Here is a 20,828-nt window from a genome sequence, read left to right on the forward strand (position 1 = left end):
GTCCAACCATAGAGGATCCCGACATGACCGACCAGAACCCGAACGACGTCGTCATCACCGCCGCGAAGCGCACCCCCGTCGGCAGCTTCCTCGGCGCGTTCGCGAGCGTACCCGCGCATGAACTCGGCCGCATCGCGATCGAAGCCGCGCTTGAACAGGCGGGCGTGGCTGGCGAAGACGTCTCCGAAGTGATCCTCGGCCAAGTCCTCACCGCGGCCCAAGGCCAGAACCCCGCCCGCCAGGCCTCGATGGCGGCAGGTGTCCCGAAGGAGATTCCCGCCTGGGGCGTCAACCAGGTCTGCGGCTCGGGCCTCCGCGCCGTCGCACTCGCCGCCCAAGCGATCCAGACCGGCGATGCCACCATCGTCGTCGCGGGCGGCCAGGAATCGATGTCGCTTTCCGCCCACGCGCAATCGATCCGCGGCGGCCAGAAGATGGGCAATCTCAGCCTCGTCGACACGATGGTCAGCGACGGCCTGACCGACGTCTTCAACGGCTATCACATGGGTATCACCGCCGAGAACCTCGCCGAGCAATACCAGGTCACGCGCGGCGAGCAGGACGCGTTCTCGGTCGCCTCGCAGAACAAGGCCGAGGCGGCGCGCGGTTCGGGCCGCTTCAAGGACGAGATCGCTCCCGTCACGATCAAGGGCCGCAAGGGCGACACCGTGGTCGCCGACGACGAATACATCCGCGCCGGTGCGACGATCGAGAGCGTCTCGGGCGTGAAGCCTGCCTTCAAGAAAGACGGCACCGTCACCGCTGCCAACGCCAGCGGCCTGAACGACGGCGCCGCCGCGCTTGTCATGATGCGCCGCGACGAAGCCGAACGCCGCGGCTCGACCATCCTCGCAACGATCAAGAGCTGGGCCTCGGCCGGCGTCGACCCGTCGATCATGGGTATCGGCCCCGTCCCCGCCACCCGGCGCGCGCTGGAGAAGGCCGGCTGGACACTCGCGGACCTCGACCTGATCGAAGCCAACGAAGCCTTTGCCGCGCAGGCACTGTCGGTCGGCAAGGAACTCGGCTGGGACGCATCGAAGGTCAACGTCAACGGCGGCGCCATCGCGATCGGCCACCCGATCGGCGCCAGCGGCGCCCGCGTCCTGACGACGCTGATCTACGAGATGCAGAAGCGCGATTCGAAGAAGGGACTCGCCACGCTTTGCATCGGCGGCGGCATGGGCATCGCTATGTGTCTGGAACGGTAACGATATGTGACGCCAAGTTTGCATAACGACGGAATGTGACGGTTTTGTCACACGACGCAGTAAAAGGGTGCGGCCGACATCGTCATTATGAACAGAACCTTGCGCATACGACGCGAACAAGTTTCAATGCCCCATCAAAGAAAACGGGGCAAAAAACATGAAATTCAATCGCTTCCTTGGCGCTACGGCGGTCGTAGGCGCACTGGCACTTCTACCGCACGGTGCGTTTGCGCAGACAACCAACGAACCAGCGCCCGTCGCCGGCGACTCCATGGCGCAGGAACCTGCCCAGACGACCAGTGCTACTCAGGCCGATGGGAAGCCCGCTGGAGGCGGTGAGGAGATCCTCGTTACCGGCTCGCGCATCCGCTCGCCAAATGCCACGTCGGTCGTTCCAGTCACGACGATCTCCGCTGCTGAACTCACCCAGACGGCCCGTACCTCGATCGGCGACGTGCTGAATGACTTGCCGCAGCTCCAGAGTTCGTTCAGCCAATCGAACTCGACCCGCTTTCTTGGCACCGGCGGCCTCAACCTCCTCGATCTTCGTGGCCTGGGAACTTCACGTACTCTCGTGCTGGTCAACGGACGTCGCCACGTCGGCTCGGACATCCTGAACAACGCCGTATCCGTCGACGTCAACACGATCCCGACCGACCTGCTCGAAGCCGTCGACGTCGTTACCGGTGGTAATTCGGCCGTGTACGGATCGGACGCGCTTGCGGGCGTCGTCAACTTCCGCCTCAAGAGCAATTTCGAAGGCCTGCAGATCCGCGCTCAGGGCGGCGTCAGCGACGAGAAGGATGCAGGCAGCTACTTCGTCAGCCTGACGGGCGGCAAGAATTTCGCCGACGGTCGCGGCAATATCGCGGTCAACCTGGAATACGCTCGCTCGCAGGCGCTGTTTGCTTCAAGCCGCAAGAGCTATCGCCAGAATGATGCTTTCATCACGACGAACATCGACGCCGCCGGCGCAGGCCTGAACGGCAACCTGAACTTCGACGGCGTGCCGGACGCGACATTCTTCCGTGACGTTCGCAGTGGATCGATTTCGGACGGCGGCCTGGTGACGTTCGCAGGTGCCGGTATTGGGGCGACTTCGGCCGCTCCTGGCACTCGGGATCCCTTGGGTCGCGCTTATACCGTCAATTACCTGTTTCAGCCCGGCGGCGCTCTCGCGCGCCAGACCGGCACGCGGGTAGGCATCGCCGGCGGCAACGCGACGACTCCCTCGGGCGCACCGGCCGGGTCGTTCCTTGGCGGCAACGGGAACACGCGCCGTGAGGGCGTGCTTATCCAGCTTCTCCCGCAGATCGATCGGTATTCGGCCAACATCATCGGTCATTTCGACGTGTCGACGGCCTTCGTGCCGTTCTTCGAAGCCAAGTATGTCCGCGTTGATTCTGTCAGCCTTGGCGGTTCGGGCCCAGCGTTCTTCACTGGCAGCACGATCGATGCGCTGTACGAGCGCCCGCGCTTCGACAACCCGTTCCTCGACGCCACTTCGCGAGCAACGCTGACGTCCCAGGCGTTGCAGTCGGCGACCAACGGCATCAACATCACGACCGGCACCGCATTTGCGCCGACCGCCACGTTGACCGCCGCCCAGGTCCAGGCGAACCAGATCGCGGCAATCAATGCCGGCTCGCAGCGGTTCATCCTGCGCAAGAACCTGACCGATCTCGGCTCGCGTCGTGAGGATGCGCGTCGCGAGACCTATCGTTTCGTGGGCGGCGTTCGTGGCGACTTCAGCGACACGTTCAACTACGAACTGTCGGCGAACTATGGCGAGTTCCGGGAAAAGACGAACGTTCTCGGCAATGTCGACGTCCAGCGCCTAAGCCTTGCTCTCGACGCGCAGCGTAACGCCGCAGGCCAGATTGTCTGCGGTTCGCAGAATAATGCAGCGCGAGGATTGTCGAGCGCTCAACAAGTTGGTGCTGGAATTGATCCGGAGACCGGCCTGCCCACGGTCGCAGGACAGGCAATTCTCAATGCCAACATCGCAGCATGTCAGCCGCTCAATCCGTTCGGCACGGGCAGCATCTCGGATGCCGCACGAAACTATGTGCTGCGCGACACGCAGTCGTTCGGCAAGATCACCCAGTTGGACATTCTCGGTACCATCGCCGGTGATACATCCAAGTTCTTTAATCTTCCCGGCGGCGCGATAGGTTTCTCGATCGGTGGTGAGTATCGTCGTGAAACCAACAAGTTCCAGGCTGATCCGCTGGTCGAGGCGGGCTACACGTTCTACAATGCTCTTGCAGCGTACAATCCACCGTCGTTCGAAGTGAAGGAAGCATTCGGCGAAATCCGCCTGCCGTTGCTCAAGGACATCTTCCTGATCAATAACCTGACGCTATCCGCAGCCGGTCGTGTTTCCGACTATAAGGGTTCGGCAGGAACCGTTTATACGTACAACTTCAATGGCGAATATTCGCCAATCCCGGATATCCGCTTCCGCGCGAACTATGGTCGTGCAGTACGCGCACCAAACCTTTCCGAGCAGTTCTCGCCAGCAGGTCAGAATTTCGCCCCGGGCTTTGCCGATCCGTGCTCTGCGGACAATCTCGGCCGTGGTACGCAGTTCCGTGCAGCAAACTGCGCTGCAGCGGGCGTACCAACCGGTTATAACTACATTTACTCGCAGTCACTTGAGACACTGAGCGGCGGCAATTCTCAACTGCAGGCCGAAAAGTCGGATTCGTACACATATGGCGGGGTTATCCAGCCGCGCTTTGCACCGGGCCTCACCCTGTCGGTCGACTACTATAATATCCAGGTCAACCGGGTCATCGCGGCGCCTTCTGCTCAGGCGATCGCCAATACCTGCTACGACGCACCGTCGATCACGGATAACCAGTTCTGCAACAGCTTCACGCGCGTTGCTGCAGGTGCGACTGGCCCGAACGGCGAACAGGCCTTCCGGATCATCGAGGGAAGCCTTCTGCAGTTGCCGTTCAACTTCGCCAGCCTGAAGGTTCGCGGTATCGATACGAACCTCGCCTACACGCGCAGCTTCGGATCGACCCGGGTGTCCGGCCAAGTGATCTATACCCACTCGTTCGAGAACACGAACTTCCTGAACCCGGTCCAGCCTGATTTCGGCGACAATCTGAATGGCGAACTCGGGCAGCCCAAGGATGCGGTCAACGTCAACCTGGGTGTCGATTTCGGGCAGTTCACCCTGGACACGCAGTTCCGCTATCTGGCGAAGCAGTCGGTCGGTGCGATCGAGAACCAGGAGCCATTCCAGGGTCGCGCACCGCAGAATCTCGACGATTTCAGCCAGTCCTTCTATCCGGATGTCCTGTACATCGGCATGAAGGTCGGCGTGGACATCGGCGAGCGGTCGAACTTCTACATCGGCGTCGACAACCTCACCGACCGTCTCCCTCCGCTGGGCGCGACCGGTATCGGCGCAGGCAGCGGGATTTACGACAATGTCGGTCGTCGTTTTTATGCGGGCGTGACCGCTCGTTTCTGATCCGGTTCCAAACGAACCAGACGTGCGATATTGGGGGGTCGGTGGTTTCCACCGACCCCCTTTTTAATGGGTGACAAATGATCCACGATCCCGTTGCGCAAGCCGATCTGTTGCTGGCCAGGGGGCGCATCGGCGACGCGGTCGAGCTGATTGAGCAGCAAGCGCGATCGGGGAACGTCGACGCCATGTTCAGGCTTGCAGTATGGACACTCTCAGGGTCTCCGATACCGCGCGACCTACCAAAAGCACGCGCAATCCTTCGACAGGCGACATCGATGGGCAGTCCCGATGCTGCGCTCGTCGAGATTGCACTCACTGGGAACGGTAGTGGTGCACCGGCGGACTGGTCCCGCGCACGTACCTTGCTGAACGAGGCTGCCGAAACAGATGAGAACGCAGCGCGGCACCGGACCTTGCTCGACAAGATGCCACTGACGGACGACGGCTTCCCGATCGTCTCTCAGCCCGCACAGACCATTGGCACAGACCCCGAAGTTCGGCATATCCCTCGGCTCTTCACGCAGGCGGAGTGCCTCCATATCGCCCAGTGTGCGGCCGATATGCTCCAACCCGCAACGGTCGCTGATCCGCGGACGGGGCGTAACGTCGCCAACCCGGTCCGCACATCCGACGGCGCCGTCATCGGCCCGACCCGCGAGACCCTGGTCGTCCAGGCGCTTAACCGTCGCCTCGCGGCCGTCACCGGGACAGACTGGCGGCAAGGCGAAGCGTTATCGGTATTGCGCTACCAGCCCGGCCAGCAATTCCGCCCGCATGTCGATGCATTGCCGGCCACAGGCAACCAGCGCATCCGGACTGTCCTCGTCTATCTGAACGACGGCTTCGCCGGCGGCGCGACCTATTTCGTGAACAACGCACTCAGGGTGACGCCGCACACCGGCGATGCGATCATATTCGACAATGTTCGCGCGGATGGCTCCATCGACCCCGCGACGCAACATGCGGGAGAGCCCGTCACCGCCGGGGTCAAGTGGCTCGCCACGCGATGGATTCGCGCGCGACCGTTCAGTATCTGGACCGGCCCCGAAATCGCGGCATGACCGCTCAGTTCCACAGCCTGACGAACCGGCTGCCCAGGCCTGTCAGCAACTCGTACTGACTCATGCCTGAGGCCGCCGCCGCCGCCGGAAGACGATAGTCGAACGACACCCAGTCCCCCTCAACCTCGTCCCCCGCCAGCGCGATCGCCACCAAATCCATCGAAACGCGCCCGAGAACCGGCTGATCGTCGCCCGCGACAGATGACGCTGTCCCGGCATTGGAAAACCCCCGCCAATAGCCGTCCGCATAGCCGAGGTTGACGATCCCCACGTAGGTATCGACAGGCGCGGACCATTGCGCATTGTAACCGACGCTCTCACCCGTAGGAACGCGACGCCGTTGTAGTAGCTGGGCTTCGGGCCTGACCACTTGCAGGATCAGATCGCTTAATTCGGGCCGTGGGATGCCGCCATACAGAGCAAGGCCGGGCCGTGTCAGGTCAAACGCATATTGTTTTCCAAGCGCGATGCCTCCTGAGTTGGCCAGGCTCATCCGCTTTGCCGTCGTAGTTCCCGCCAATGCCGCGAAGCGGTCGCGCTGTACCGCGTTCATCGGCGAATCCTCATCCGCGCAAGCTAGGTGGCTCATCAGCGTTTCGATCTGGACGCCGTCGAGTAGCCCCCCCGCGATGTCGTCCGCCGACACGCCGAGGCGGTTCATGCCGGTGTCGACCATGACGTCGCAGGCGCCGCCGCCGACCGCTTTCCAGCGCGCGACCTGGGTGGGGGTGTTGAGGACCGGGCGGGCGAAGCCGGCCGCGGCGGCTGGCATATCCTCTTCGCGGACGCCGTGGAGGACCGAGACCGTCAGGCCGAGCGGTGCGAGTTCGGCGGCTTCCTGCCAGTTGGAGACGAAGAAGTCGCGGCAGCCGGCATCGGCGAGGCGGCGTGCGACTTCGATCGCGCCTAGGCCATACCCGTTCGCCTTTACCGCGGCGCCGCATGCCGCGGTGCCGCTCATGCGGCCGAGCGTGCGCCAGTTCTGGACGAGGGCGTCGCCGTCGAGGCGCAGGCGGAGCGGGGCGGGAATGTCGATCACCCGGCGCGGGATAGTGAACCGGGCTCCGCACGTCGATGATCTTTCACCTCGTCTGCACCGGACCGGCTCCCGCGTCGCTCGCCCTAGCCGATGTCGATGCGGCCGACCGGGACGAGCAGGCGGCGATTGCCGTCGTCCAGCGGCGCCACCCGGACCCCGAACACGTGGCCGAGTGTCTCGGGAGTCATCACCTCTTCGACAGGACCGAACGCGACGACGCGGCCATCGGCGAGCAGCAGCGCGTCGTCGGCCGCGCGTTGCGCCTGGACGAGGTCGTGGAGGACGATCGCTACGCCTGCCCCGCCCAGCGCATAGCCGCGCAGGCGGGCGAGCAGGTCGATCTGGTGCGACGGATCGAGGCTGGCGAGCGGCTCGTCGGCGAGCAACCAGCGCGGTTCGCCCGCCAGCACTCGCGCGAGCAGGACTCGCGCACGCTCGCCGCCGGAGAGTTCGCCGACCGGGCGATCGGCGAGATGTTGCGTCTCGGTATCGTGCATCGCGCGGTCGACGGCGGCATGATCTTCGAGCGATGGAGCAGCATGCGCGCCGAGATGCGGCAGGCGGCCGAGCACTACGACGTCGCGCGCGACGATGTTCCAGTGGACCGTTGCGTCCTGCGGGAGATAGCCCATCGCGCGGGCTCGTGCGCGTGGGTCCATCGTCGCGACGTCCTGTGCGTCGAGCCTGACGTCGCCGGTGCTGCGGTCGACGAGCGCGGCGGCGGCCTTGACGAACGTGCTCTTGCCGGCGCCGTTGGGGCCGAGGATCGCGGTGACTCGACCGGGGCGGAGGTGCGCGGACACGTCGCTCAGGACGGTGCGCTTGCCGAGCTTTACGCCCAGCGACTCGATGATCAGATCCATGCGCGACCTCGTTCCCTGACCAGCAACCCAAGGAAGAACGGCGCGCCGATCATCGCCATCGCGACGCCGAGCCGGATTTCGCCCGCGCCGGGTGCGAGGCGGACCAGGCTGTCGGCGGCGAGCACGAGTGCAGCGCCGCCGAGCGCGGAGGGCAGCAGCAAGGCGCTCGGGCGGTGGCCGAAGATCGGTCGGAGCAGATGCGGCACGACGAGCCCGATGAAGCCGATCACGCCCGTCACCGCGACGCCCGCACCGACGACGAGGCCGGTGCCGAGCACCACCAGCAACCGGACGCGGCCCATCCGTGTCCCGAGCGACCGCGCCGCCGCCTCGCCCAGCGCCAGCGCGTCGAGCGAGCGGCCGGTGAGCAGGAGCAATACCGCGCCGACCACCATCGGCGGCAACGCTAGCTTGATGTCGTCCCAGCCGCGATCGGTCAGCGCACCCATGATCCAGTCGATCACCTCGGCGACCGCATAGGGGTTCGGCGCGATCGAGATCAGGAACGCGGTCAGTGCGCCGGCGAGGCTCGACAACACCGTGCCCGCGAGGATGAAGGTGATCGCGCTCGGCGACCGCCACGTCAGCGCGGCGAGCAGGGCGACCGCGCCGCCTGCGCCCAACATCGCCGCGACGAAGATTGCGGGGCCGGAGCCGAGCCCGAACACGATCGCCGCAACCGCTGCGAGGGCTGCGACCGACGACACGCCGACGACGGCGGGATCGGCGAGCGGGTTGCGGAGATAGCCTTGCAGGACTGCGCCCGACAGTCCGAGCGTGGCGCCGAGCGCGAGCCCGAGGACTGCACGCGGGAGGCGGAGCTCGAGGATGATCCACCAGCGCGGGTCGCTGGAGAACCAGGCGGAGGCCGGCACCCAGACTTTCCCGCAACCTAGCGACAGGGCGAACAGGACGATCACCAGCAGGACCAGCGCGACGAGCTTGAGCCTGCGGGTCACGACACGCTCGCCCGGATCGCGGCGAGGCGTTCGAGCGCGGGCGGGATCGTCGGGCCGCCGCAATTGATCAGGGCGCGCGGGAAGACGGCTTGCGGTGTGCGCGGCAGCAGGCGGTGGCGCAGCGCGGTACCGCGGCTTTCGCGCTCGGAAGCGATCACGACGGCAGGTGGCTGCGTCACGATCGTCTCGGCGGACAGCGTGCCGGTGTGCGTCAGGCCATAGGTCGCAGCGGCGTTGCGGAAGCCGACGCGCGTCATCATGTCGTTCAGCAACGTGCTCCCCCCGGTCGCGAGATCGCCGCTGATATAGAGCAACGCGCTCGACGGCATGTCATCCTTTGGCCCATCCTTGCGGCTCCAGCGCGCCACCGCGCGGTCGATCTCGGCATTGATCCGCGCGCCGCCCATCGGTGCGCCGGCGGCGTCGGCGATCTGCGTGACCTGCGCCTGGCTCTCCGCGATCGAGTCGGGGATGCCGACCAGCAGCGTCTTCAGACCGGCGCGCGCGTACGCCGCCTGAGTCGCGGGCGGCGTGTAGGTGCTGGCGATGACCAGATCTGGGTGGAGCGCGATCACCTCCTCCGCGGTCCCGGCGATCCCCCGAAACCGGCGCGCGACGGCGATCGGGATCGAGGTCGCGGAGGGATCCTTCGAATAATGGCTGATCGCGGCGATCCGTGCGGGCGGCAGGATGCGGACCAGTACCGAATCCACGCACGGATTGGTCGAGACGATCCCCCCACCTACTCCCGCGCCGGGGGGTTTTGCGCAGCCCCCCAGCAGGAGCGCGAGGAGGATCGCCCCGCGCCTCACTTCAGGCGCAACCGCACGCCGCCATAGGCCGCGCGGCCGTAATTGCCGTAGCCTGCGATCGTCTCGTACCGCGAGTCGGTCAGGTTATCGACGCGGCCATAGACCGCGAACCGCTCGCCGATCGGCAGTTCCGCCCGCACGCCAGCCAGCGCATAGCCGTCGAGGCGCGTGGTGTTGGCGGCGTCGTCGAAGCTGTCGCCGACCATCGTCACGGTGCCGCCGACCGACAGCCCGAATGCGAACCGGTAATCGGCATCGACGCTTGCGGTCTGCTTGGGGCGGCGTGCGAGAACATTGCCGAAATTGTCCCCGATCGAGCGGTTCTCGATGTCGATATAGCTGTAGTTGGCGGTCAGCGTCAGCGCGTCGACCGGACGCAGCGCGAGCGTAAACTCGACGCCGTCCGCTTCGGCGCGCGCGACGTTGTCGTAGACGCCGAACGGGCGATTGGCGCAGATCGAACCGGGTGTCGTCAATTCGGCCGGGCTGCAATCGCGGAAGTCGATCTGGTTGCGCGTGCGACGATTGAAATAGGTCACCCCGACGCGGGCGCGGTTGTCGAGGAAGGCTTGCTCGACACCGACGTCGAAATTGCGTGCGGTCTCCGGATCGAGGTCGCGATTCCCGTAGTCGGAGAAGAGCTGGTACAAGGTCGGCGCCTTGAAGCCTTCCCCGTAGCTCGCGCGGACGGTGGTGCCGGTGCGTAGTGCGAGCGCTGCGTTCGCCCCGAACGTCGTGTGGCTGCCGAAATCGTCGTGATCGTCGTTGCGGACGCCGCCGGTGATCGTGAGGATATCGAGCGGCTTGACGATCAGCTGGCCGTACACGCTAGTGATGCCGGTGTCCGCGAACGTGAAGCCGTCGTTGAAGCGGCTGTTCTCGCGCTCCACGCCTGCGACGATTCGGACCTGGTCGAGCGGGCGGAAGTCGCCTTGGTATTCATAACGCTCGCTGCGGCCGCGACCGATGAACGACGGATCGCTGCCGAAGCTCGGGTCGTAATTGTCGCGGTTGATGTCAGCGATCGTGAACGCGACGCGGTTGTTGAACCGACCATCGGCGAAGTTGGCATGCAACCCGGCATAGCCGTACGCCTCGCGAGTCTTCGAATATTCGGCAGTGTCGGCGAGTACATAGTCAGGGGCCGGGAAGCCATCGATCGCGACGCGACTGTCGGCGAAATAGCCGCGCAGGTCGAGGCCGATGCCCGGCGCGAACTCGACGCCGACCCGCCCGGTCGCGCCATATTGGCGGTAGCCGTCGCGCTCGGTGCCGCTGGCCGCCGACGAAATGCCGTCGGTGCGCAGATAGCCGCCGGTCAGCGATCCGGATACCGGACCCGACTTGCCCGACACGCCCGCGCTCGCGAACACGCTGTCGGCATAGCCATATTCGGCGTTGGCGCGCGCCTGCACGCCTTCGGTCGGCGCGGCGGTGATGATGTTGACGACGCCGCCGATCGCCTGGCTACCCCAAGGCACCGAGTTCGGGCCGCGCAATATTTCGATCCGCTCGACCGAGCTCGACAGGAGGTTGCCGAAGTTGAAGCCGCCGCCGGTCGACGACGGATCGTTGACGCGCACGCCGTCGATCACGACGAGCGTCTGGTCCGCCTCGGCGCCACGGATGCGGACGCTGGTCAGCGCGCCGACCGTGCCGTTGCGCGTGACGGTGACGCCCGGCGTGGTCGCGAGCAGGTCGGACACGACGACCGTCTGCCGGCGCTCGATCTCGGCGCGGTCGATCACGGTCACGGCCTGGCCGATCTCGCTCAGCGGTTGTGCGGCGCGGGTTGCGGTGACGACGACTTCGGGAGCGTCGGGGTCGGGAATGTCCTGCGCATAGGCGGGCGATGCGATCGCCGCGGCGCTCAGGAGAAGGAAGAATTTCGTCATCGGCTGCGTCCTAAACGGAACCGCCAGCGACCATTCGCCGGGCGGCCAGACGTCTCTCGCTCGAGGAAACCCGGCATGACCGGAGCACTCGTCCGCGCCGGACACCCGCCCGCGCAGTGGATCGACCGTGAGAGGCAGGTCTCCTGGCTTCCGGGTCGCCGCGCCCACTCCGCCTTCCCAGGTCGAAACCCAGTGGCATCATCGGGGTGGCCGCTATCCGGTCACAGTTGCGGGTACAGCGCCGGTCTTGCGGACATATCCGCGCACCGACTTCCCTTTGATCCCGTCGCCGGGAACCCTTCACGGTGGTGGCATTAGTCGCGCCCCAATCACGGGTCAACGCGGAGCCTGCTGATGGGCCAGCAGGCTCACGGTCCATCGCACCACCCCGGCGAAGGCCGGGGCCCAATTGGGAGACGTCGATAACGGAGCGCGGTGGCTCGTTATTGCCACCTTTCCAATTGGGCCCCGGCCTTCGCCGGGGTGGTGACTCGTACCAAACGGCACGCTCCTCAACCTTGTTCTCCCGCGAAGGCGGGAGCCCAGACTGGGTCCCCGCCTTCGCGGGGAAACATGCTGTCTTTCTTGCCCTGGCTGCGGGCGGATTGACTCTTACCGAAGCCCATAGCGCAACCCGACCCAGATCGTCCGCGGCGTAGCGCGCTCGACGACGTTCGCGCCGCTGATTCCTGCCTCAACGCGCTCGTTGAACAAATTTTCCCCGCGCACCTCGGCCATCAGCGAGCGCATGATCGGGAGCGCGGCATACGCATCCAGCGTGGTCGCCGGATCGAGCACCCGCGTGTTCTGGTCGTCGTCATACTGCCGCCCGATATGCCGCACGGTCAGCGACACCGCCGCCGCATCGCGCCGCCAGTCGACCGTCCCCGACACCTGGTCACGCGGCGTCTGCGCCGGTCGCAAGCCGTCCAGCGCGGCGGTGATCCCCGAACCCTCGACCTTCGAGTTCGTGTGCGACCAAGATGCCTGCACGCCAAACGGCCCCGGTCGATACGACGCATCCAGCTCGAACCCATGCGCGCGGATCGCGTCGAGGTTCTGACGGACGCGGTAGGTGGCGACACCCGGCAACACCTGCGGCGGATTGGTCGTCGTGACGTTGGCGATGGCGTCCTTGAGCCGGTTGTAGAAATACGTCGCGGCAATGCTCACGCCCGGCGCAGGCGTCAGCGTTACCCCGCCCTCGACCCCCGTCAGCCGCTCCGGCGACAGCAGCGCATTCGCCGCGGTCGCATCGTTGCCGACGCGGAATGGTCGATACAGTTCATTGAGCGTCGGCAATCGCCACCCGCGATACCCGGCCGCGCGCAACGTGATCGCCTCGACCGGCTGATACGCCACGCCCGCCCGGCCGGTCGTCTCGCTGCCATCGCGATCCGCATAGCGCAGGTTGGTCAGCGCTGCGCCGCCCGCCAGCGGCCGCTCTGACAGATAGCCGCCATCGATCGACCACCAGTCGACCCGTCCGCCAAGACTGAAAGTGAAGTCGCCCGCGACGAGGCTCCCATCGGCGAACACGCCGGTCGTCGTCGTACTCCCGCCAGCCTCGCGCCGCCGCGTCGGCGCCGCGTTGACGAACGTATACAGCTCCTGAGTCTTCCCGCTGACATCGCGAACATCCGCGCCCAGACGCAGCGTGATGCTCTCGCCCAGCGGCGGAGCGATCTCGATCCGTCCGCCGAGCCCGGTAGCCGGCGTATTATACTGGTTCAGCGATTGGATCGCGGTCGACCGCGCGGCATTGATACTGTTGAAGCTGCTCGCGAACGCCCGCGTCTGCAGATACGCCAGCGCCGAATACCCCCAGCGCCCGCGCCCGACCAGCCGGACGCTCGCATCCGCGCCTTCGCTCTTGTTGTCGGTAAAGTCGCTCCCCCGGTCGCGTCGATCGGTGAACGCGCTCGCATTCATCTGCAATTCGGTCTTCGCGCCGATCCCGACGACGGTCCGCAGCGCCCCCGACGCCTGCTCGTACGGCGCGGCGCGATCGACGATCCCCCGGCTCTCCTCGACGGTCGGCGTGAAGCCATCCCCCCGCGCGTAAGCGCCGGACAGGGTGGCAAACCCCGACCCGCGTACCAGTGCGGCCGACCCCTGCGCATCGACCGAATCCCGGCTGCCATACGCGACACTGCCCTGGAAAGGCCCCGCCCGGTCCGGCGTCGCACTCTCGAGCTCGACCGTCCCCGCCAGCGCCCCTGGCCCCTGATACCCGCTACCGCCGCCGCGCGTCACGCGGATGCGCCCGAGCCGTCCCGTCGCATAGGCCGGAAACGCGACCCAGCCGCCGAACGGATCCGCCTGCGGCACGCCGTCGAAGATCAGCAGCGCGCGACTGGAGGCATTCCCGCCGATCCCGCGGAGCGAAATCCCCTGGCTGGTCGGGTTGGCGCTGCGCGAGTCCGACCGGCGAAACTGCTGAAGCCCCGCGACGTCGGCCAGCACGCTCTCCAGGCGATTGCTCGCATTCGCCTGAATCCGGTCGCGATCGATCGTGACGATGTCGTACACACGATCGCCGGGCGCATCGGCAAGCCCGCGCCCGGTGACGACGATATCAGCCGGCTGGTCGGCAGGCGCGACGGTCGTCTGCGCGACCGCGCTCCCGGACGAAATTAGCACTAAGGCGAGCGTAGAGAGTGAGATACGGATCATCGCCGCCGCATGGCAGCTTTTCCGCCCGCCCGGAATACACGTCCGACGTCAGGCCGCGCCTAGCTTTGCCGCGTTGCGCGCAATCGCCGCCGCACCCGCCAGAACCGCTGCATCCTCGACGAACCCCGTCGGCGTCTGGCCGTATCGCGACATTGCCGCCATCCGCGCGCGCCAGCCGGGATAGGACGCTGCGACCGCGGTCAGTCCACCCACCGCGGCGCCGATCCACCGCTGCCGCCGCGGGACGAGCGAAGCCCCCGCGATCGCCGACGTGACGAACCGCGCGGCCAGCCCGATCGCGACGATCCGGTCGGGCGCGCTCTTCTGCTTGTCACCCGCCATCTCGCCGATCGCGAGTGCCAGCGCACCCGCCGCGACGACGGGATGCGACAGCAGCTTCGGCGCACCATTGTCGGCGGGCAGTTCGTCGCGAGCGGCGGCGATGGCGACCGCGGCGAGCGGCGTCATCGCGCGCTGGCCACCGACGAGGCCCATCAGGAAGGATGCGAGCATGGTGATCTCCGGAAAAGCAGGTTCGACCGCATCAACGCGCGCAAGCTCAACCGGGGTCCGCCGTTTGAACCGACGGGCGATCCCTTTGATTCAGCACGGAAACCCGGACGCATGTCGGTCGTTCATCGCGGTATCTCCCAACGCTTCAGGACACCGATCGATGAGATTCGATGACAAGATCATAGTGATCACCGGCGCCGCCTCCGGCATCGGCGAAGGCGCCGCGCGTCGTTTCGCCGCGGAAGGTGCGACGCTCGTACTAGGCGACAAGGACACGGACGGCCTCGCGAAGGTCGCCGCCAGCCTCGATGGCACGACCGTCGAAACGTTCGAAACCGACGTTTCCGACATGGCCGCCTGCGAGGCGCTGGTGGCGCGCGCGGTCGACAAGTTCGGCCGCATCGACGTGCTCGTCAACGACGCCGGCGTGGACCATCTCGGCAAGCTCGACGAAGGCGACCTCTCCGAATTCACCAAGGTCATCGAAACCGACCTCTACGGCGTCGTCCACATGAGCCGTGCCGCGATCGCCACGTTGCGCGCGAACAAGGGCTGCATCGTCAACGTCTCGTCCGTATCGGGCCTCGGCGGCGACTGGAACCACAGCTTCTACTGCGCCGCCAAGGGTGCGGTGACCAACTTTACCCGCGCGCTCGCGATGGACGAGGCGAAGCACGGCGTCCGCGTCAATGCGGTCAACCCGTCGCTGACCTACACCGCGCTGACCGCGGGCATGAAGGACCAGCCCGACCTGATCGCGAAGTTCGAGGAGCGCATCCCGATGGCACGCGGCGCACAGCCCGAAGACATCGCCGGCGCCATCGCGTTTTTGGCTAGCGCCGACGCGCACTATATAACCGGGGTCAACCTGCCGGTCGACGGCGGCCTGTCCGCCTCGAACGGCCAACCGGCGCTCTCCTGAGCGCGAGAGGATCACCATGACCGACTACAAGAAAACCGACGAGGCGATCGCCAAGCTCACTCCCGAGCAGTTCCACGTCACGCAGCAGAGCGGCACCGAGCGGCCCGGCACCGGCGAGTATCTCAACACGCGCGAACCCGGTCTGTACGTCGATATCGTCTCGGGCGAGCCGCTTTTCGCGTCCGCCGACAAGTTCGATTCGCATTGCGGCTGGCCGAGCTTCACCAAGCCAATCACGCCCGAGCACGTCGCTGAGCTCCACGATCGCAGCCACGGCATGGTCCGCACAGAGATCCGTTCGGCGGGTGCCGACAGCCATCTCGGCCACGTGTTCGAGGATGGCCCGCAGGACAAGGGCGGCCTGCGCTACTGCATCAACTCGGCGTCGCTGCGGTTCGTCCCGCGCGCCGAGATGGAGGCCAACGGGTATGCCGCCTACCTGCCGCAGGTCGACGCGGCAGGCTGACGGTGACGCGTGACGGTGTGCCGCACGGGCGCACACCGTCACGGTTTTCTAATACTCGATTTCAGCGCCGGGTCGCGAGCTTCGCGCCCAACGCCGTGATCAGCCCGAACACCGCATGGTTCACGCTGTGCATGCCGATCGTCTTCGCATCGGCCTGCCACTCCGGCGGCTTCACGCCGAGCAACGGCCCCGTGATCCAGTGCATCGCCGCATAGAACGCCGCGCCGAACACCAGGCCCGATCCAACGACCGACGCCTCCTCGTCGACGGTCGCGGCATATACCGCACCCGCCGCCGCGGACAGCAACAGGTGACCGCCCTGCGTGACCGCCTGCTCGCGCGACGACGGCAAGGCATCAGCGGCCGGCATGTCGATGCCCAGCTTCTCCGCGGTCTTGCGTTCGAGCGTGACGATCTCGGATGGTTCGCCGCTCTTGCGCTCGCCCGCCATCAGCAGCGCAGTAATGCCCAGCCCGGCCACCAGGCCACCTGCGACCGCACCGGCCATACGTCGTGAATCCATCATTTCGCTCCTGAAGTTCTGCCGTCCACAACGCGCGGATCTCAAATCGGCCCACCACGTCGCGCCGCCCGATCACCTTTGCGAATCATTGGCTTAGCAGCCGGAACAGCAGCCTCCCGAGACTGTTTCGATACCAGGACCCTTTCGCGTCGGCCCGCTCCACCATGAGCTTCCACCACGAGCCCGACGCCCCGATCCGACGAGGACCATCATGCCGATCCAGACCACCGACGATCTCGCAATCACCTATGCCGATACCGGGCCGCGCGACGGTCAGCCGGTCCTGCTGATCCACGGCTGGCCCGACGACGCATCGACCTGGGACGACGTCGTCCCCACGCTCAACGCGGCCGGGTTGCGGACCATCGTGCCGACCTTGCGCGGCTTCGGCGAAACGCGGTTCGTGCGCGATGCACCGCGCACCGGCAACAGCGCAATCCTGGCGATGGACATGATCGCGCTGATGGACGGGCTCGGGATCGAGAGATTCATGGTCGCCGGGCACGATTGGGGCTCGAACACCGCGGAGGCGCTCGCGGTCGGCTGGCCGGACCGCGTCGAGCGGATGGCGATGCTCGCGACCCCGCCCCGGCTCGGTGGCATGCCGACGCCGCCATTCGAGCAGGCGCAGCGTCAATGGTATCACTGGTTCATGGCGACCGCGCGCGGTGCGCAGGCCGTGCGCGACGACCACAAGGGCTTCGCGCACATCCACTGGGTCAACTGGTCGCCCCCCGGCTGGTTCGACGAGGCGACCTTCGCGCGCGTCGCACGCTCGTTCGAGAACCCCGACTGGGCCGACGTCACGCTGCACAGCTACCGCGCGCGCTGGAACGAGGCCGAGCCCGATCCGCGCAGCCAGTGGCTCGAGGACAAGGTGAAGGCGACCAAGACGCTCTCGCTGCCGACGATGTATTTCCAGGGCGCGGTCGACGGCGTGAACCCGCCATCGGCGAGCACCACGGTACCGGCCAAGTTCACCGGGCCGTTCGCGTTCGTGACGCTCAATGGCGTCGGCCATTTCATCCAGCGCGAAGCCCCCGACGCGGTCGCGCGCCATCTCATCCAGCTTTTCACCGGCAATCCTGCCGACCTGTCCGACACCACCGACCGGAGCCTTATTATGTCCAAGACCAAGCCCTTCCTCGCCGGCGCTGCCGCGATCGCCGTCGTCGCCGCCGCGGCGATCGGCGTCGCCAGCGCGCAGACCGCATCGCAGATCAGCGGCCGTCCGCTTACCCAGGTCGCGCAGTTCGATCACCAAGCGACCGGCGTCGCCGTCACCGCCGACGGCCGTCGCTTCGTCAACTTCCCCCGCTGGACCGACGACGCGCCGATCTCGGTCGCCGAAGTGATGAAGGACGGCTCGCTCAAGGCCTATCCGGACGCCAAGTGGAACAGCTGGCGCAACGCGAAGTCGAACGAGATGCCGGTCGGCGACTACTTCGTCTGCGTGCAGTCGATCGTACCCGACGGCCACGGCAACCTCTGGGTGCTCGATCCCGGCGCGCCCGGTAACGAGAAGATCCTCGAGGGCGCGCCCAAGCTAGTGAAGGTCGACCTCGCCACCAACCGCGTGACCAAGGTCATCAAGGTGCCGCTCGACGTCGCGTTGCAGGGCACCTACCTCAATGACATCCGCTTCTCGCCCGACGGCAAGACCGGCTACATCACCGATTCCGGGACGCGCGGCGCGATCATCGTCATCGATCTCGAAACCGGCAAGGGCTTCCGCGCGCTCGACGGCCACGGCTCGACGCAGATCGACAAGACCGTGAAGGTGATGACCGACGGCAAGCCGCTCGTCCGTCCCGACGGTCGCCAGCCGGCGTTCGCCGCGGACGGCATCGCGATCTCGAACGACGGCAAGACGCTCTATTACCAGGCGCTCACCGGCAAGACGCTCTACTCGATCGACACAGCCCTGCTGCGCGAAGGCGTCAGCGAGGCAACGCGGGCCGCGGGCGTGAAGACGGTCGCGCAGACCCACGTCGCTGACGGCCTGTGGATGAGCAAGGCGGGGACGCTCTACCTGACGTCGCCGGTCAACAACGGCATCACTCGGCTGGTCGGCGATCATGTCGAGCCGGTGCTGACCGACGCCCGCCTGCGCTGGCCCGACACGTTCTCGGAAGGTCCGGACGGCCGCATCTACGTCACCGCAAGCCACATCCAGGACACCAACTGGTTCAAGCCCGGTGCGCCCGCGTCGCTCAAGACCGAGCTGTTCTCGTTCGCACCCGGAAAGTGAGGCCCGACATGACCTATCTCCGCTACAGCGACGACATCGAGACGACCCAGCCCGACGAGCAGGAATCGATCGACGGCATCATCCAGGGCATGTCGCAGCAGACCGAAACCGTCGAGAAACGCGAGGGCCATGCGGTCCGCGCGAGCCACGCGAAGAGTTCGGCGTGCGTGATCGGCGAACTGACGATCGCGCCCGGCCTGCCTCCCGAACTCGCGCAGGGCGTGTTCGCGACGCCCGGCACGCACCCCGTCGCGATCCGCTTCGCGCAGGGACCCGGCGAGACGCTCGGCGACCGCGTCTCGACGCACCGCGGCATGGCGATCAAAGTCTTCGACGTACCGGGCGAAAAATTGTCGGGCCACGATGCCGACACGCAGGATTTCGTGTTCGCGACGGGCACGACGTTTCCGTCCGGCACTGCGCAGGGGTTCCTGAGCGACGCCAAGAAGATCGGTGTGGCAGTGCCCTTGCCGGAGGGCTTCAAGAGCGCGGTGTCGAGCCTCGCGCGCAACGTGAACAAGGCGCTGCACGCGGTCGGCACCGAGAGCCCCAAGGCGGACTTTTTCGGCCACCCGTTCAGCCATCCGCTCGCCGAACCGTATTTCAGCCAATGCCCGATCCGTTACGGCGATTACGTCGCGAAGCTCGGTGCCTTCCCCGCCTCGCCCGAACAGGCCGCGCTGAAGGACTGGGAACTCGACGCAAAGCAGGATGAGGACGGTTTCCGTCACGCCGCCGTCGGCTATTTCGGCGAACATGATGCGGTCTTCGAACTGCGCGTGCAGCTCTGGGCGAACGCCGAGACGCAGCCGATCGAGGATACGTCGGTCGACTGGCCCGAGGAGGACAGCCGTTACCTGACGGTCGGAACGATCCGCATCCCGCGACAGGGAGCCTATAGCGCCGCCCGCGTCCGGTATTTCGACGATGTGATGACGTTCCGCCCCGCGCACGCACTCGCGGCGCATCGCCCGCTCGGCTCGGTGATGCGTGCGCGCCTACAGGTCTATCAGGCGCTGTCGAAGCTGCGGCACGGCGAGAACGGCATCAAGGCCGAAAACACCGCTACGATCGACCAGATACCCGCCTGAGGCGAGGGTGCCTCCGGGGACCCCGCTTGCACTCTAGGCAAATAAAAACCCCGCTAGTCCATGGGACTAGCGGGGTTTTCAATGGTGGGCGTGGCAAGGATTGAACTTGCGACCCCTGCGATGTCAACACAGTGCGAGCACCACATCGCCACATAAAAAGCCTTTTAAGACCGCAACTTAATGCGTTCCTAGATCACGTTTATCGCACTTCGATTGTGCCGGGCAAGCGTTCAATGTGTTGCTGTTGTGTCACAAAAACGGAAGCCCCCCCCCCAACTCGGGTGTTAGAAGGACCATACAGCAGCAATCGCTTACGCCGCAGGGCAAAATGACGTTGCCGGAGCATTTGGGCGCTGTAGCTGTCTAAAACAGGCCCTGTTTAGGACGGAGGGTCCAGATTGCCAGCGCCGTCCCGTGCCGATGATCGAGCGCTTGTTTGCGCTTTGTTCACGTTGCATAAGGTTGGCATGAGCGTTCCACCGTCCGCAAAGTCCGATCAACGCGGTTACAGCGTGCGGGGACTCGCCAATTGGATATTGGACTATGCTGATGAGCTAGGTCTGCCGATCACTAACATGGCTCTCAATAAGCTTCTTTACTTCGCGTACGAAGAAAGCCTTGCCCGATCTGGCGTCTTGATCACGAACGCCAAGATAGAGGCGTGGGAACACGGTCCAGTATTCCGAGAAGTTTACCAAGCTTTCAAAGATAATGGTGACAGACCAATTCGAAGTCGAGCAAGTTTCTTCTCGCCGGCGACGATGCAAGTCGAAACGTCGACTGTAAGCATAAGTCCCGCCGATGCATCGGTGCTTAAGACAGTTCTTGCACCGCTGATGCCTTTAAGCGCCGCAAGCCTTAGGCATCGATCGCATATCGAAGGCGGAGCGTGGCATCGTGTGTGGTGGTATCAAGGCCATGCGAATCCAGGTATGGAAATCACTCCTGATCAAATACTTTCGAGTCGTTCCAACGCGAGGTAAGGTCGATGAAGTCCGCTGAACAGCGTATCGCGCAAGTCCGTAGACCTCCGTCCCTCCCTAACTGGGTACGGCT

At 65.6% G+C, this 20,828-nt stretch carries 16 protein-coding genes and 1 riboswitch; of the genes, 8 read left to right on the forward strand and 8 right to left on the reverse strand.

The annotated features are described in order from the left end of the window. Positions 1-23: 23 nt before the first annotated feature. The 3 genes from AC1MH0_RS07300 (at position 24) to AC1MH0_RS07310 (ending at position 5,762) form a co-directional block, all read left to right on the forward strand. Positions 24-1,211: an acetyl-CoA C-acetyltransferase gene (locus AC1MH0_RS07300; protein WP_480965332.1), complete on the forward strand. Its 1,188-nt coding sequence runs from the start codon at positions 24-26 to the stop codon at positions 1,209-1,211. 157 nt (positions 1,212-1,368) lie between these two features. After that, the gene (locus AC1MH0_RS07305) at positions 1,369-4,701 is read left to right on the forward strand and encodes a TonB-dependent receptor domain-containing protein (protein ID WP_480965333.1); all 3,333 of its coding nucleotides are present in this window, start codon (positions 1,369-1,371) and stop codon (positions 4,699-4,701) included. A 77-nt stretch (positions 4,702-4,778) separates the two neighbouring features. Next, positions 4,779-5,762 (forward strand): 2OG-Fe(II) oxygenase, encoded by a 984-nt coding sequence (locus AC1MH0_RS07310; protein ID WP_480965334.1) that lies wholly within the window; start codon positions 4,779-4,781, stop codon positions 5,760-5,762. 4 nt (positions 5,763-5,766) lie between these two features. Here the strand turns inward: AC1MH0_RS07310 and alr are convergent, their stop codons facing one another. The 7 genes from alr to AC1MH0_RS07345 all read right to left on the reverse strand — a co-directional run bounded on the left by alr (position 5,767) and on the right by AC1MH0_RS07345 (position 14,519). Continuing rightward, positions 5,767-6,792: an alanine racemase gene (gene alr, locus AC1MH0_RS07315; protein WP_480965696.1), complete on the reverse strand. Its 1,026-nt coding sequence runs from the start codon at positions 6,790-6,792 to the stop codon at positions 5,767-5,769. 92 nt (positions 6,793-6,884) lie between these two features. Further along, a complete protein-coding gene (locus AC1MH0_RS07320) occupies positions 6,885-7,664 on the reverse strand; it encodes an ABC transporter ATP-binding protein (RefSeq protein WP_480965335.1) in 780 nt (259 codons plus the stop codon). After that, the gene (locus AC1MH0_RS07325) at positions 7,655-8,623 is read right to left on the reverse strand and encodes a FecCD family ABC transporter permease (protein WP_480965336.1); all 969 of its coding nucleotides are present in this window, start codon (positions 8,621-8,623) and stop codon (positions 7,655-7,657) included. Before AC1MH0_RS07325 ends, AC1MH0_RS07320 begins: the two co-directional genes overlap by 10 nt. Next, positions 8,620-9,336, reverse strand: a complete 717-nt coding sequence (locus AC1MH0_RS07330) for an ABC transporter substrate-binding protein (protein WP_480965337.1) — start codon at positions 9,334-9,336, stop codon at positions 8,620-8,622. Before AC1MH0_RS07330 ends, AC1MH0_RS07325 begins: the two co-directional genes overlap by 4 nt. A gap of 95 nt (positions 9,337-9,431) precedes the next feature. Beyond that, positions 9,432-11,330 carry a TonB-dependent receptor plug domain-containing protein gene (locus AC1MH0_RS07335; protein ID WP_480965338.1) on the reverse strand — a complete coding sequence of 633 codons (1,899 nt, stop codon included), beginning with the start codon at positions 11,328-11,330 and terminating at the stop codon, positions 9,432-9,434. 116 nt (positions 11,331-11,446) lie between these two features. Next, a riboswitch (cobalamin riboswitch) is annotated at positions 11,447-11,646 on the reverse strand. A gap of 296 nt (positions 11,647-11,942) precedes the next feature. Further along, positions 11,943-14,006, reverse strand: a complete 2,064-nt coding sequence (locus tag AC1MH0_RS07340; protein WP_480965339.1) for a TonB-dependent receptor — start codon at positions 14,004-14,006, stop codon at positions 11,943-11,945. Between the two features lie 48 nt (positions 14,007-14,054). Continuing rightward, complete coding sequence (locus AC1MH0_RS07345) at positions 14,055-14,519, reverse strand: DUF4126 domain-containing protein (protein WP_480965340.1); 465 nt, start codon at positions 14,517-14,519, stop codon at positions 14,055-14,057. A gap of 160 nt (positions 14,520-14,679) precedes the next feature. Between AC1MH0_RS07345 and budC the strand changes: the two genes are divergently transcribed. Together budC and msrB are read left to right on the forward strand one after the other, a co-directional pair. Further along, complete coding sequence (budC, locus tag AC1MH0_RS07350) at positions 14,680-15,441, forward strand: meso-2,3-butanediol dehydrogenase (RefSeq protein ID WP_480965341.1); 762 nt, start codon at positions 14,680-14,682, stop codon at positions 15,439-15,441. 16 nt (positions 15,442-15,457) lie between these two features. Further along, positions 15,458-15,907 carry a peptide-methionine (R)-S-oxide reductase MsrB gene (gene msrB, locus AC1MH0_RS07355; protein ID WP_107961427.1) on the forward strand — a complete coding sequence of 150 codons (450 nt, stop codon included), beginning with the start codon at positions 15,458-15,460 and terminating at the stop codon, positions 15,905-15,907. A gap of 61 nt (positions 15,908-15,968) precedes the next feature. Here the strand turns inward: msrB and AC1MH0_RS07360 are convergent, their stop codons facing one another. After that, the gene (locus AC1MH0_RS07360) at positions 15,969-16,430 is read right to left on the reverse strand and encodes a hypothetical protein (protein WP_480965342.1); all 462 of its coding nucleotides are present in this window, start codon (positions 16,428-16,430) and stop codon (positions 15,969-15,971) included. Positions 16,431-16,641: 211 nt separating this feature from the next. Here AC1MH0_RS07360 and AC1MH0_RS07365 point away from each other — a divergent pair, with 211 nt between their 5' ends. The 3 genes from AC1MH0_RS07365 to AC1MH0_RS07375 all read left to right on the forward strand — a co-directional run bounded on the left by AC1MH0_RS07365 (position 16,642) and on the right by AC1MH0_RS07375 (position 20,755). Beyond that, on the forward strand, positions 16,642-18,681 hold the full coding sequence (locus tag AC1MH0_RS07365) for an L-dopachrome tautomerase-related protein (RefSeq protein WP_480965343.1): 2,040 nt from the start codon (positions 16,642-16,644) through the stop codon (positions 18,679-18,681). Positions 18,682-18,689: 8 nt separating this feature from the next. Next, the gene (locus tag AC1MH0_RS07370) at positions 18,690-19,772 is read left to right on the forward strand and encodes a catalase family protein (protein ID WP_480965344.1); all 1,083 of its coding nucleotides are present in this window, start codon (positions 18,690-18,692) and stop codon (positions 19,770-19,772) included. Positions 19,773-20,239: 467 nt separating this feature from the next. Next, positions 20,240-20,755 (forward strand): Panacea domain-containing protein, encoded by a 516-nt coding sequence (locus AC1MH0_RS07375; RefSeq protein ID WP_480965345.1) that lies wholly within the window; start codon positions 20,240-20,242, stop codon positions 20,753-20,755. Positions 20,756-20,828: the final 73 nt, after the last annotated feature.

This window comes from Sphingomonas sp. AP28, from assembly GCF_056680455.1.